The following is a 14,014-nucleotide window of genomic DNA, read 5'->3' on the forward strand; positions in this document are numbered from 1 at the left end:
GCGCTCTAGGCAAAGCCCCCGATATCAGGCATATAATTTGCTTATGTTTGGCGCTCACGCGCCCTGTCGTGGATGGCGCATTGCGCCGGCGAATAAGGTGTTAAGCCCCTGCCATGAAACCATCGCTAGTCCTGAGAATGGGCCAGCAGCTGACGATGACACCGCAGCTGCAACAGGCCATCCGCCTGCTCCAATTGTCGACCCTGGACCTGCAACAGGAAATCCAGGAGGCCCTGGAGTCCAATCCGATGCTCGAACGCCAGGAAGAAGGCGACGACTTCGATAATGCAGACCCACTGGCTGACAACATCGAGCAAAAACCCAACTCCGACGTACAGGAACCCTCCTACCAGGAAACCGCCCCGACGGTGGACAACCTTGAGGAAGGCGACTGGAACGAACGCATTCCCAACGAACTTCCCGTAGACACCGCCTGGGAAGACGTCTACCAGACCAGCGCCAGCAGCCTGCCCAGCAACGATGACGACGAGTGGGATTTCACCACCCGCACCTCCGCCGGCGAGAGCCTTCAGAGCCACTTGCTTTGGCAATTGAACCTGGCGCCGATGTCCGACACCGATCGCCTGATCGCCGTAACCCTGATCGACTGCATCAATAACCAGGGCTATCTGGACGAAACGCTCGAAGAAATTCTTGAAGCCTTCGACCCGGAACTGGACATCGAGCTGGACGAAATCGAAGCCGTCCTGCACCGCATCCAGCAGTTCGAGCCCGCAGGCATCGGCGCGCGCAACCTCAGCGAGTGCCTGTTGCTGCAATTGCGCCAGTTGCCCGCCAAAACTCCTTGGCTCGTTGAGGCCCAGCGCCTGGTCACTGACTACATCGACCTGCTGGGCAGCCGCGACTACAGCCAGTTGATGCGCCGCATGAAGCTCAAGGAAGACGACCTGCGCCAGGTCATCGAGTTGGTGCAAAGCCTCAACCCACGCCCAGGCTCGCAGATCGAGTCCACTGAAGCCGAATACGTCGTGCCCGACGTGATCGTGCGCAAGCATAATGAGCGCTGGCAGGTGGAGTTGAACCAGGAGTCGGTGCCACGCCTGCGGGTCAACCCCCAATATGCCGGCTTCGTGCGCCGCGCCGACACCAGCGCCGATAACACCTTCATGCGCAACCAGTTGCAGGAAGCGCGCTGGTTCATCAAGAGCCTGCAAAGCCGCAACGAAACCCTGATGAAAGTGGCCACCCAGATCGTCGAGCACCAGCGCGGCTTCCTGGAATACGGCGACGAAGCGATGAAACCCCTGGTTCTGCATGACATCGCCGAAGCGGTGGGCATGCACGAATCGACGATTTCCCGGGTAACCACGCAAAAATTCATGCATACCCCACGGGGTATATATGAGCTGAAATACTTTTTCTCCAGCCACGTCAGCACCTCCGAAGGCGGCGAATGCTCGTCCACGGCGATCCGCGCGATCATCAAAAAACTGGTTGCCGCGGAAAATCAGAAAAAGCCGTTGAGTGACAGCAAGATCGCTGGTTTACTGGAGGCACAAGGCATTCAGGTCGCCCGTCGAACCGTCGCCAAATACCGCGAGTCCCTAGGGATCGCGCCTTCCAGCGAGCGAAAGCGTTTGATGTGACGGGCGGGCCACAGCGTTCCAGTGGCAGGCGTTCTTGCCTGCCGCTTTATGCACTGGCAACGAAGGAGAAGCTGTATGCAAGTCAACATCAGTGGACACCAGCTGGAAGTCACCAAGCCCCTGCGTGAGTACACCGAGAGCAAGCTGAACAAGCTTGCGGGGCATTTTGACAAGATCACCAACGTGCAGGTCATCATGGAGGTCGATAAGCTCAAACAGAAAATCGAGGCCACCCTGCACGTACCGAATGCCAAGCTCGTCGCCAATGCTGAGCATGAGGACATGTATGCGGCGATCGACTCGCTCTACGACAAGCTGGACCGCCAACTCATAAAGCATAAGGAAAAGAATCTGCACCTGATGCAAGGTACAGGTCGTTAACTCTCCCCCCATGATCCGACTTGAAACCATCCTGACCCCCGGCCGTTCACTTGTGAATGCGCCGGGCGGCAGCAAGAAAAAAGCCCTCGAACAAATTGCCAACCTGATCAGCCGCGAAGTGCCTGAGCTGGAGATGCAAGATGTATATGAGGCTCTTATTGCCCGTGAAAAACTCGGCTCCACAGGTTTTGGTAACGGCATCGCCATTCCCCACTGCCGCCTGAAGGGCTGCGAGACACCTGTCAGCGCCCTGCTGCACCTGGAAGCTCCCATCGATTTCGACGCCATCGACGGTGCCCCGGTCGACCTGCTGTTTGTACTGCTGGTCCCACAGGCAGCCACCGATGCGCACCTGGAACTGCTCCGGCAGATCGCCAGCATGCTTGACCGCAAGGACGTACGCGACAAACTGCGCAGCGCCAGCAGCAATGAGGCGCTGTACCAGGTTGTACTGGATGAACAGAACGGGCGGTAATCATGCGTTTGATCATCGTCAGCGGCCGCTCCGGGTCGGGTAAAAGCACCGCCCTCAATGTTCTTGAGGACAACGGTTTCTACTGCATCGACAACCTGCCCGCCGGCCTGTTGCCGGAACTGGCGGAACGCGCATTGATCCACACAGAATTGGCGCAGCCGCTGGTCGCCGTCTCGATTGATGCCCGCAACTTGCCCAGCCATCTCGAGCGATTCCCGCAGTTACTCGAGGAAGTACGGGCCAAGCACATTCATTGCGATGTGCTGTACCTGGATGCCGACGAAGAGACTCTGCTCAAGCGTTTCTCCGAGACCCGTCGAAGACACCCCCTCAGCAGCCCTCATCGCTCCCTGGCCGAAGCCATCGAAGACGAAAGCAAGCTGCTCGGTCCGATCATTGACCTCGCCGACCTCAAGATCAATACCACCAGTCTTAACCTGTACCAACTGCGTGACGCCATCAAGCTGCGTCTGCTGAACCAGCCGGAGCCCGGCACGGCGTTTCTGGTGGAGTCCTTTGGCTTCAAGCGCGGCATGCCGGTGGATGCCGACCTGGTGTTCGACGTGCGCTGCCTGCCCAACCCTTACTGGAAACCGGAACTGCGTGAGCAGTCCGGGCTGGACCAGCCTGTGGCGGATTACCTGGCGGCGCAACCGGATGTGGAGGAGATGTTCCAGGACATCTCCAGCTACCTGCTTAAATGGCTGCCGCGCTTTGCCGCGAGCAACCGGGCCTATGTCACCATCGCCATCGGCTGCACCGGCGGCCACCACCGCTCCGTCTACCTGACCGAACGCCTGGGCCAGATGCTGCAACAAACCCTCAAGAACGTCCAGGTTCGCCACCGCGACCTTAGCTGAAAGGAACACCCCCGCGATGCCCGCTCTGGAAATTGAAATCATCAACAAGCTGGGCCTGCACGCCCGCGCCTCGGCCAAATTCGTCGGTGTTGCCGGGCAGTTTCCCTGCCAGATCCGCGCCGGGCGCACACCGGAATCCATGGTCGACGGCAAGAGCATCATGGCCATGATGATGCTGGCCGCCGGCAAAGGCACCAAGATCCACTTGAGTACGGAAGGCGAGCAAGAACAGGAAGCGATGGATGCCTTGGTAGCGCTGATCAACAACTACTTCGACGAGGGTGAATAACCCCTCCATGAGACAGGCGTGAAACCTCGAAGGCTTCACCCCAGTGCGGTATCCATCACCATCATCAAACAGAACCCGATGCACAGCCCCAGACTGGCGAGCTTCTCGTGACCGTTGCGTCGCGATCAGGGATCACTTCATGAGTCACCACCAACAGCATCACGCCTGCAGCCAGTGCGAGTCCCAAAGGCAACAGCATCTCAGCCAGGCGCAGAGCACGACAAATCCAAAACAGCGTCGGGGATTAGCGGGCGCCAGGCCTGATCCAGGCACAATGAGCGCCAGTGCCACGGCAATGCGATATCACTGGCGGTATCGATCAGCAGGCGCAATGACGTTTCTGCGATCGTCCACGGATGGGTGGCGGTACAGCACGCCAGATATCGCCCCTCATTGAGGTAATGTTCGATCAAGCGAGGCTCGTTGGGATCGAGGCCGCAACGGATCTGACGACTCATCCAACGCCAGCTCTCCAGATAAGGATCCTCATGCAGGATAGAACTCATGATCCGCACCCGCTCAGAAATGATATTTACTATTAAATAATACTAAGAATCAAAACAAGACTGGCCAGCTAATCTGCCTTGGTAAGCAGCCATAAAAAAAGCGCGCTATCTGTAAGATGGCGCGCTTTTTTCGTGAAGCGAGAGAAGAATTAACTGCCCGCGACCGTCATCCGCTCGATCAATACCGAGCCTGTGCGAATGTTGCTGCGCAGTTCCAGATCATTGCCCACGGCAACAATCTGTTTGAACATATCGCGCATGTTGCCGGCGATAGTGACTTCCTGGACCGCGAACTGAATCTCGCCGTTCTCGACCCAGAAACCCGCCGCACCACGGGAATAATCGCCTGTGACCATGTTCAGGCCCTGGCCCATCAACTCAGTCACCAGCAGGCCACGCCCCATGCGACGCAACAGTGCTGCCTGGTCCTCATCGCCATGGGTCACGAACAGGTTGTGCACGCCACCAGAGTTGGCGGTGCTTGGCAGGCCGAGCTTGCGACCGGCATACGTACCGAGTACGTAAGACACCAGTTCGCCCTTCTCGACGAACGGCTTGGCATAGGTGGCCAGGCCATCGCCGTCGAACGCCGAGCTGCCCATGGCGCGCATCAGGTGCGGACGCTCATCGATGGTCAGCCATTCGGGAAACAGCTTCTGACCCAGCGCGCCTTCCAGAAACGATGACTTGCGGTACAAATTGCCACCGGATATCGCCCCCAGGAAACTGCCGAACAAGCCACCGGCCAGCTCAGCCGAAAACAGCACCGGCACTTCACAGGTCGGCACCGGGCGCGCCCCCAGGCGGCTGGCGGCGCGTTGCGCAGCACGCCGGCCGATGCTGACCGGATCGGCCAGCAAGTCGCCTTGCCGGTTGACGTCGTACCAGTAATCGCGCTGCATCTGGCCATCGGCCTCGGCGATCATCACGCAGCTCAAACTGTGGCGAGTGGACGCGTAACCGCCGATGAACCCATGGCTGTTGCCATACACACGGCATCCTTGATGGGTATTCAATGTGGTGCCATCAGCGTTCTTGATGCGGGCATCGGCATCGAACGCCGCAGCTTCGCAGATCAAGGCCTGCTCGATGGCTTGCTCAGGCGTGATGTCCCAGGCGTGGAACAGATCAAAATCCTGCAGGTCCTTGGCCATCAACGCTTTGTCGGCCAGGCCCGAGCTTTCATCTTCGGACGTGTGCTTGGCGATCGCCAATGCCGCCGCCACCGTCTCGCGAATCGCCTCCGCGCCACTGGCCGAAGTGCTGGCCGAGCCTTTGCGTTGGCCGACGTACAAGGTGATGCCAAACCCCTGATCGCGGTTGAATTCGACGGTTTCCACTTCCCGCTGACGCACCGAAGTCGACAGCCCCTGCTCCAGCGACACAGCCACCTCGCAGGCACTGGCCCCCTGGCGCTTGGCCTCGGCAAGAATCTGCTCGACTTGTTCCTGCAGTGCCGGTAACGCTTGCGGACCGACGCTTTGGGCTGCACTCATGGTTTTCTCCACTCAAATTCTGCTTTCGGTTAAGGCCATCGAGCGACCGGGCCGGACAAGCGGCCCCCGACTGGTTATCATGGCGGCGTTTCTTTGCGGACTGCCACCATGGTTGATTCTTACGACGACTCCCTCGATGGGGAGAAAAGCAAAACCCAGGTCAAACGCGAGCTGCATGCGCTGGTTGACCTCGGCGAGCGCCTTACAACGCTCAAGCCTGACTTGATTGCAAAACTGCCACTGACCGACGAAATGCGCCGGGCCCTGGCGGATGCGCCCAAGCACACCGCGAATATCGCGCGTAAACGGCACATCATGTTCATCGGCAAGCTGATGCGCGATCAGGACACTGACGCCATTCTGACCTTGCTCGATCAACTCGATGCCTCCACTCGCCAGTACAACGAACGCTTCCACAACCTGGAACGTTGGCGTGACCGCCTGATCTCGGGCGATGACGCGGTGCTGGAGAAATTCGTGCTGGACTACCCGGACGCGGACCGCCAGCAACTGCGTTCCCTGATCCGTCAGGCCCAGCACGAACTGGCGCAAAACAAGGCGCCGGCCACCAGCCGTAAAATCTTCAAGTACATCCGTGAGCTGGACGAGACTCAACGCGGCCTGCGTTGATCCTCTTCCCCGGGTGGCGATCTTCGCCACCCGAAGCTCCCGCTCTTACGACCCCGTGCCACCCACGGTGATCGCATCAATCTTCAAGGTTGGCTGACCAACGCCCACCGGCACCGACTGCCCATCCTTGCCGCACGTGCCCACGCCGCTGTCCAGCGACAGGTCGCTGCCGACCATCGACACCTTGCTCATGGCTTCCGGCCCGTTACCGATCAACGTAGCGCCTTTGACCGGCGCGGTAATCTTGCCGTCTTCGATCAGGTACGCCTCGCTGGTGGAGAACACGAATTTACCGCTGGTGATGTCCACCTGGCCGCCACCGAGGTTGGCGCAGTAGATCCCGCGTTTCACCGAGGCGATGATTTCCTCCGGGTCGCTTTCGCCCGCGAGCATGTAGGTGTTGGTCATGCGCGGCATTGGCAGGTGCGCGTAGGATTCGCGACGACCATTACCAGTGCGGGCCACGCCCATCAGGCGGGCATTGAGTTTGTCTTGCATATAGCCCTTGAGCACGCCGTTTTCGATCAACGTGGTGCACTCAGTGGGAGTGCCTTCGTCGTCAATGCTCAGCGAGCCACGGCGACCGGCCAGGGTGCCGTCGTCGACAATGGTGCACAGCTTGGACGCAACCATCTCGCCCATGCGCCCGCTGTAGGCCGAACTGCCCTTGCGGTTGAAGTCACCTTCCAGGCCATGGCCCACGGCTTCGTGAAGCAATACGCCGGACCAGCCGGAGCCCAATACCACCGGAAAGGTGCCGGCAGGCGCAGGAATGGCTTCCAGGTTGACCAGCGCCTGGCGCAACGCTTCACGGGCATAGCCCATGGCGCGGTCCTCGGCGAGGAAATAACGGTAGTCGGTACGCCCGCCGCCGCCATGGCCACCGCGCTCGCGGCGTCCGTTCTGCTCGACGATGACACTGACATTGAAACGCACCAACGGCCGCACATCCGCCGCCAGGCTGCCATCGGTGGACGCCACCAGGATACGCTCCCATACGCCAGCCATGCTCACGGTGACCTGCTGGATACGCGGATCAAGGGCACGGGTAGCGGCGTCGATACGCTTGAGCAGATCGACCTTTTCCGCGCGGCTGATCACCTCCAGGGGATTATCCGGTGCGTACAACTGAGCCACGTCCTGGGTGCTGAATGCCTGCACCGTGCCGTTCTGGCCGGCGCGGGAAATCGAACGGGCGGCACGGGCGGCCAGGCCGAGGGCTTCCAGGGTGATCGCGTTGCTGTAGGCGAAACCGGTTTTTTCACCGGATTGCGCACGCACACCCACACCCTGGTCGAGGTTGAAACTGCCTTCCTTGACGATGCCGTCTTCGAGGGCCCAGGACTCGGAAATCTGCCCCTGGAAATACAGGTCGGCCGCGTCGATGCCTGGCCCGGCCAGATCGCCGAGCACGGTTTGCAAGCTTTCGATGGTCACGCCACCGGGTGCCAGAAGGTGTTCACTGACTGAGGACAACAACTCGCTCATAGGTTTGGCCTTAAATTCATCGTTCTGATGCAGGCCGCTGTGCGCCCTGCGAGAAAAAGCGCCGATGGTTGACCACCGGCATGCGCGCCCGTATCGACGCCTGTTCACTGCTGTCGCGTTCGGCCAGCAACACCGCTTCGCCTTGATCCTGTTGCGCCAGTATGCGCCCCCACGGGTCGACAATTGCCCCATGACCGAAGGTTTCCCGTGGCCCCGGATGCACGCCACCCTGGGCAGCCGCCAACAGGTAGCACTGGGTCTCGATAGCCCGCGCGCGAATCAACACATCCCAATGCGCGGCACCGGTCACGGCGGTGAAAGCCGAGGGTGCGCTGATCAATTCAGCCCCCGCCGCGCGCAACTCGCTGTACAACTCAGGGAAGCGTAGGTCGTAACAGACCGTCAGGCCCAACCGACCGACCGGCGTTTGGGCCACTACCACATCGCTTCCGAAAGCATAGTCATCGGATTCGCGATAACGGCCTCGGGCATCCGCCACGTCGACATCGAACAGGTGCAGCTTGTCGTAACGGGCGACGATCTCGCCCTGATCATCGATCAACAGCGAGCACGCATTGGGTTTTGCGTTCGGATGGTCCTTGGGCGGCAACGGCAATGTACCAGCCACTATCCATAAGGTGAGGTCGCGGGCGGTCTGTTTCAACCATGGCAGGATCGGACCTTCACCCAACGCCTCGGCGCGACCGATATCGGCCACGTCGCGACGCCCCATGGCCGCGAAGTTTTCCGGCAGCACCGCCAGCTTCGCACCACCGGCCGCGGCTCGCTCCAGCAAACGCCGGGCCTGGGCCAGGTTGGCCAGCACATCGCTCTGGCTGACCATCTGAATTACCGCAAAGGACATGGGCCGACACTCCGTAAAAGGCATGCGGCCATGCTACTCCACAGGCTCTCAGTTTGGCTTTTCAAATGGCTTGTCGAAGGTGATTTTCGGGTCCTTCCAGGGGCCTTCCACCTTGTACTGCACGCTGGCGAAGCGCGCCACACGGTCACCGATCAGCTTGTCGATCAGGAACAAGGCACCACCAATAGCCGGCGCCCCCACGATCAACGCCGCAATCGGCAGGTTATTGGTCACCGGCAGGGTCACCAGCAGCTTGGCGTCGACACGGTCAGCGACCAGGTCCAGGGTGCCATTGAGCTCCAGATTGGTCGAAGGCCCGGTCATTGTCACGGGCTCACGGGTCACGAATACACCGTTACTGGCCGCGAGCAAGCCTTTGACCCGGTCATAGCTCAAGCCTTTACCGAGCAAGTCAGAGAAGTCCAGGCGCAGGCGGCGACCGATGGAGTTGAAGTTAAGCAGACCGAACACCCGCAGGGCCTGGGCACCACCTTCCACTTCAACGAACTGGCCGTTACGGAATGACGCGTCCAGGCTACCGGAGAAGCGCTTGGGCCCGACATAAGCCGGCGACCCCGGCCAACGCCCGTCCACATCCAGGTGGAACTCCTCGCTGGTAACGGTGGGCGCATACCCCCAGCCCTTGAGCACATCGCCGATATTCTTGCCATCCAGGCGGCCTTTGTACCAACTGGCGCCGCTTCCCGGCGCCCCTTCCCACCCGCCAGCGCCCTTGAGCTGCATGCCCTTGAGCCCCAGATCCAGGTTATTGAAGGCCAGCCCCTTGGCGGTAGGTCGGATTTTCAGCGACCAGGCGCCTATCAGATCAGGTCCCTGGAACAGTTGGTCGACGGCGATATCCAGTGCCGGAATGTCCTTGGGATCGACATCGGCCAACGGGTCCGGCGCATTTTCGTCAGCCTGCACCGTCGGGTCCACCGCCGGCAATTTCACGTATTGCAGGTTGATCGCAATCGGCGCGCCCTTGGCGTCCGGCAGGTTCGCCGAGCCTTTGGCTTGCTGGCTGGCAAGCTGCAAGCCCCAGGCGGTCGGCTTACGCTCCAGTTGCAGGCTGACCTGATCGAATTGGGTGCCAAAACCGGTCAGCTTACCCACCTTGAAATCCGCACCACTGAGCAACTGCTTGGCACTCCCTCCCGGATCGTTGCCGGCATAGCGGTCTACCAGTTTTTTCCACGGGTCGATGTCCAGCTCCGACAGCACACCCCGGATACGCAGGCCCTTGCCAGCGGGCAGCACGGCATCGCCGTCGCCGAGGAACAACTCGCCGCGGCCCTCATTGAATTTGCCCGACGGCGCAGCAAAGGTGAAGTTCGCCAGTTCGCCATAATCGAACCAGTAACGCCGCTCGGCGCCCTGCAGGGTCATGCGGAACGTACTGTCACGCCCTTGGCTGGCCGGCATGCCGAAGGGTGCCGGCAGCTCAACCGCCACACCCTTGAGGTTGGAGTTGACCATCAACTGGCTATCGGCGCCGTCCAGATTGACCTGCAACTGGTAAGGAATATCGCCGGAAACCGGCAGTGGCTGGCTGATTTTCAGCCAGTCGGTCAGCCGTTTGACCGTAACCTGGCCCTTGGCGATGACACGGGTGCTCATCGTACCCGGCTTGCCATCGGCAAAAATTTGCGCAGAGATCGGCCGGTCGAACGCCTGGGCCGTAATGTTCTGCCCACTCAAGCCCTTGGCGCTATCAAAGCGGAAGTTACCCTTGAGCTGGGTCAGGTCCAGGGCCGGCTCAGCCAATTGCAGGCGGGCTTTGTCAGTCTGGAAATCCACGACGATCTTCGGCTCAGTGCCCTTGGCCAGCGGGATATCCAGATCCAGCTGGCCTTGCAGGTCGCCCTCGCCCTTCCAGCCGGCGAAGGTCGAAGCCGTCCCTATCGGCGCTTCCTGGAGAATCTTCAGGCCATCACCCAACCCACCGGAAAACCCGCCCGTGAGCAGCAGGTGAGTGTCCTTGCCCGCAGGTGCGTGAGGAATATTGACGTAGACGTCCTTGACTTGGGTGTCGAGCAACTGGCCCTCGCTGGCCAGGATGCGCACGCCGCTCTCCTCGACAAATACTTCGCCATTGACCTTGCTTACATGGGGCCAACCCGGCTGGAACGCCAGTTCGGTGTCATGCACCTTGAAGAACAGGCTGATATTGCGCGAAGCCGGCAGCGCGTTGTGGTTCAACGAGCCTTGGTATTGGAAGAAACCCTGATCGACCGCACCTTTGAGAATCGCCGTGCGCAGCCATTCGTCCAAGGCAGGGCTCAGCACCGCTGGCAGGTATTTGGGGGTAAAGCGCCCATCGCCATCGACCATGCCGACCCGCAGGTCCATGTAGTCTTCCTGGCTCGCGTCGAAATGCAGGCGGATCAGGAAATCGGCCGCCACCTTGCCCTCTTCCCCCAGTACCTTGATGTAGGGGGCGATCAGGGTGAAGCCTTCCTTATCCAGCTTCCAAGTCAGGCGCGCATTGGCCTGGATGTACTGCCAGGGCTTGGCGAAGATCGGATCCAGGTGCAAGGAAAAGTCCTTGCTGTCCATGCGCAATTCACCATGGCCCAGGTCGCCACTGATACTGCCGGAAACGTTGCGCGCGGCCGGTGCGCCGAAATACGCATCAAAACCCACGCGATCAAGGTTGGCGGCAAAGCTGACTTTCTGGTCGGTCGTGTCCTGGGGACGGAAATCCACCAACACATTACGCAACAAGCCGGTGGCCTTGAGATGTTCGATGGTTTTGGCGAAGCCCTCAGGTAACGGGGCCAATGCATTCAACAGCGGGGTAATCGGCGTCAGGTCGAGGCGATCGGCCTGCAACTTCCAGGTTTCCAGGTCCGTGTCAGTGGCCAGCGTTTGCTGCAATTGCAGGCGTGATTCCCAGCGGGTCTCGCCGAGGTTCATCGCCAGCGAGTCGAACATCACCTTGAGGCCGGCGTCACTGCGTTGCAGGTAGGCGGTCAGGGCAAGGTTTTCGATATGCACGGGCTGACGGTCGGCGTAGCTGCCCTTCACCTGTGGCGAGTTGAGGCGCACCACCGCGCTTTGCACGGCACCCTTTGCCCACGTCAGCCAGAATTCGCCACCGGCCTTGAACTGAGTGAGTTTCCACTGCTGCGTCAGCCTGGCCGGGACCCACTTTGCCCAGTCGCTCTGGGGCAGGCTCAGGTAGGCCTCGACTTCGCCGTCCTTCCACTGGCTGGCGAGAATACGGCTGTGCAGGCTCAGGGCCAGGGGCTGGCCGTCGGGCAGGGTCATGCGGGCGTCCAGACGCTGGCGGGTAGCACCGGTTTGCAAGCTCAGACCCACGTAGGTCAGGGTCAGCGGAGCCTGATCGAACGGTTGCAAGGTCACTTGGCTGTCGAGCAAGGACACGCGCTTGATCATCTGCATGCGCTTGAGCAGTTGCTCCGGCTCCAGCGGCTGGTCATCCGGTACCGGCAAGCCTTGCAGCGCCCAATGACCGTCCTTGTCTTCCTTGACGCTCAGTTGCAGCCCACTGACTTCAAGGTGCGCAAGGCGGACCTCGCGGGCCATCAGGCTGGCCCAGATATCAGGCACTACTTCGACCTGATCCAGGCGCAAGGCACTGTTACCCTGGCCGACCATGACATCGTGCGCCAGCAGTACGGGCGCGAAACCGCTCCAACGGCCTTCCAGGCTACCGATTTGCAAGGGCATATCCACCGCAGCCTGGGCCTTTGCCTGGATTTGCGCACGATATTCTGCCACTAGCGGGGCCAATTCACGCCCCAGGCTCACGTAGAGCGCTGCCAATACCAGCAGCAAGGCACACAGCCCCAGGCCCCAACGGGTCAAAGCGGCAAAAAAGCGTATCAGACGCTCCATGTCAGGCGACCCTCAAAACAGTAGTCGGACGGCAGATCAAGGTCTGCCGGTCTCGTAGAAATAAACGAATGCGGATCAGAGCAGCACCACGTCGTATTGTTCCTGGGAATACATGGTTTCGACCTGGAAGCGAATCGTGCGCCCGATAAAACCCTCGAGCTCAGCGACGTTGCCCGACTCTTCATCCAGCAGCCGGTCGACCACTTTCTGGTTGGCCAATACTCTATAACCTTCGGCCTGGTAGGCCCGCGCCTCCCGTAAGATTTCCCGGAAAATCTCGTAGCAAACCGTTTCCGGGGTTTTCAACTTACCGCGGCCCTGACAACTACTGCACGGCTCGCACAGTACCTGCTCCAGGCTTTCACGGGTGCGTTTGCGGGTCATCTGCACCAGGCCCAGTTCGGTAATGCCGATGATATTGGTCTTGGCGTGATCGCGTTCCAGCTGCTTCTCCAGGGTACGCAGTACCTGGCGCTGGTGCTCCTCATCTTCCATGTCAATGAAATCGATGATGATGATGCCGCCCAAGTTGCGCAGGCGCAGTTGGCGGGCAATCGCGGTGGCCGCTTCGAGGTTGGTCTTGAAGATGGTTTCTTCGAGGTTGCGATGACCGACAAACGCCCCCGTATTGACGTCGATGGTGGTCATGGCTTCCGCCGGATCGACGACAAGATAACCGCCGGATTTGAGCGGAACCTTGCGCTCCAGGGCTTTCTGGATTTCGTCTTCGACGCCATACAGGTCGAAGATAGGCCGCTCGCCAGGGTAATGCTCCAGGCGGTCGGCAATTTCCGGCATCAGTTCGGCGACGAATTGCGTAGTACGTTGGAAGGTTTCACGCGAGTCGATGCGAATTTTCTCTATCTTCGGGCTGACCAGGTCGCGCAGGGTGCGCAAGGCCAGGCCGAGGTCTTCGTAGATGACACTGGGGGCGCCGACGGTCTTGATCTGGGCGCCGATCTGGTCCCACAGGCGCCGCAGGTAGCGGATGTCCATGAGGATCTCATCGGCGCCGGCACCTTCCGCCGCGGTGCGCAGAATAAAACCGCCGGCTTCCTTGATGCCTTCGGCGGCCACGCAGTCGCTGACCACTTTTTTCAGGCGCTCGCGCTCGGCTTCGTCTTCGATTTTCAGGGAGATACCGACATGAGCAGTGCGCGGCATGTACACCAGGTAGCGCGACGGAATCGACAGCTGGGTCGTCAGGCGAGCGCCCTTGGAGCCGATGGGGTCCTTGGTGACCTGCACCACAAGGCTCTGCCCTTCATGCACCAGGGCACTGATGCTTTCCACCGCCGGGCCTTCCCGCAGGGAAATTTCCGAAGCATGGATGAATGCCGCACGGTCCAGGCCGATGTCGACGAATGCAGCCTGCATCCCCGGTAATACACGCACAACCTTGCCTTTGTAGATATTGCCGACGATCCCGCGCTTCTGGGTACGCTCGACGTGCACTTCCTGCAGAACACCGTTCTCTACCACCGCCACGCGCGATTCCATCGGCGTGATATTGATCAGAATCTCTTCACTCATGGCTGGGTCTCGTTCAGGCG

The 14,014-nt window shown here is 60.3% G+C and carries 11 protein-coding genes and 2 pseudogenes; 6 read left to right on the forward strand and 7 right to left on the reverse strand.

Annotated features, from left to right (window positions below; all coding sequences use genetic code 11):
- Positions 1–113: 113 nt before the first annotated feature.
- The 5 genes from BLR63_RS17970 to BLR63_RS17990 all read left to right on the forward strand — a co-directional run bounded on the left by BLR63_RS17970 (position 114) and on the right by BLR63_RS17990 (position 3,612).
- Positions 114–1,607, forward strand: coding sequence for an RNA polymerase factor sigma-54 (locus BLR63_RS17970; RefSeq protein ID WP_010567691.1), 1,494 nt, complete (start codon positions 114–116; stop codon positions 1,605–1,607).
- A 75-nt stretch (positions 1,608–1,682) separates the two neighbouring features.
- Positions 1,683–1,988 (forward strand): ribosome hibernation-promoting factor, HPF/YfiA family, encoded by a 306-nt coding sequence (hpf, locus tag BLR63_RS17975; RefSeq protein ID WP_003171804.1) that lies wholly within the window; start codon positions 1,683–1,685, stop codon positions 1,986–1,988.
- Positions 1,989–1,998: 10 nt separating this feature from the next.
- The gene (ptsN, locus tag BLR63_RS17980) at positions 1,999–2,463 is read left to right on the forward strand and encodes a PTS IIA-like nitrogen regulatory protein PtsN (protein WP_010567690.1); all 465 of its coding nucleotides are present in this window, start codon (positions 1,999–2,001) and stop codon (positions 2,461–2,463) included.
- 2 nt (positions 2,464–2,465) lie between these two features.
- Positions 2,466–3,323 (forward strand): RNase adapter RapZ, encoded by an 858-nt coding sequence (gene rapZ / locus BLR63_RS17985; RefSeq protein WP_010567689.1) that lies wholly within the window; start codon positions 2,466–2,468, stop codon positions 3,321–3,323.
- Between the two features lie 16 nt (positions 3,324–3,339).
- A complete protein-coding gene (locus BLR63_RS17990) occupies positions 3,340–3,612 on the forward strand; it encodes an HPr family phosphocarrier protein (protein ID WP_010567688.1) in 273 nt (90 codons plus the stop codon).
- Positions 3,613–3,647: 35 nt separating this feature from the next.
- On the opposite strand, the pseudogene BLR63_RS17995 reads toward BLR63_RS17990, so the two are convergent.
- From BLR63_RS17995 to pmbA, 3 genes and pseudogenes are all read right to left on the reverse strand, one after another.
- A pseudogene (locus BLR63_RS17995) lies at positions 3,648–3,826 on the reverse strand (ZIP family metal transporter); the annotation flags it as partial.
- A gap of 31 nt (positions 3,827–3,857) precedes the next feature.
- Positions 3,858–4,118 (reverse strand): annotated as a pseudogene (locus tag BLR63_RS18000) (FagA protein); the annotation flags it as partial.
- A 149-nt stretch (positions 4,119–4,267) separates the two neighbouring features.
- Positions 4,268–5,614 (reverse strand): metalloprotease PmbA, encoded by a 1,347-nt coding sequence (gene pmbA, locus BLR63_RS18005; RefSeq protein WP_010567686.1) that lies wholly within the window; start codon positions 5,612–5,614, stop codon positions 4,268–4,270.
- A gap of 108 nt (positions 5,615–5,722) precedes the next feature.
- Between pmbA and yjgA the strand changes: the two genes are divergently transcribed.
- Entirely contained in the window at positions 5,723–6,244 is a 522-nt protein-coding gene (gene yjgA / locus BLR63_RS18010; RefSeq protein WP_010567685.1) for a ribosome biogenesis factor YjgA, read from the forward strand.
- Positions 6,245–6,289: 45 nt separating this feature from the next.
- Here yjgA and tldD read toward each other — a convergent pair whose 3' ends face one another.
- From tldD to rng, 4 genes are all read right to left on the reverse strand, one after another.
- The gene (gene tldD / locus BLR63_RS18015; RefSeq protein ID WP_010567684.1) at positions 6,290–7,732 is read right to left on the reverse strand and encodes a metalloprotease TldD; all 1,443 of its coding nucleotides are present in this window, start codon (positions 7,730–7,732) and stop codon (positions 6,290–6,292) included.
- Positions 7,733–7,748: 16 nt separating this feature from the next.
- The gene (locus BLR63_RS18020) at positions 7,749–8,597 is read right to left on the reverse strand and encodes a carbon-nitrogen hydrolase family protein (RefSeq protein ID WP_010567683.1); all 849 of its coding nucleotides are present in this window, start codon (positions 8,595–8,597) and stop codon (positions 7,749–7,751) included.
- Positions 8,598–8,645: 48 nt separating this feature from the next.
- Positions 8,646–12,461 carry a YhdP family protein gene (locus BLR63_RS18025; protein WP_010567682.1) on the reverse strand — a complete coding sequence of 1,272 codons (3,816 nt, stop codon included), beginning with the start codon at positions 12,459–12,461 and terminating at the stop codon, positions 8,646–8,648.
- A gap of 75 nt (positions 12,462–12,536) precedes the next feature.
- Positions 12,537–13,994, reverse strand: coding sequence for a ribonuclease G (rng, locus tag BLR63_RS18030; protein WP_010567681.1), 1,458 nt, complete (start codon positions 13,992–13,994; stop codon positions 12,537–12,539).
- Positions 13,995–14,014: the final 20 nt, after the last annotated feature.

It is taken from the genome of Pseudomonas extremaustralis (genome assembly GCF_900102035.1).
GTDB lineage: Bacteria > Pseudomonadota > Gammaproteobacteria > Pseudomonadales > Pseudomonadaceae > Aquipseudomonas > Aquipseudomonas extremaustralis.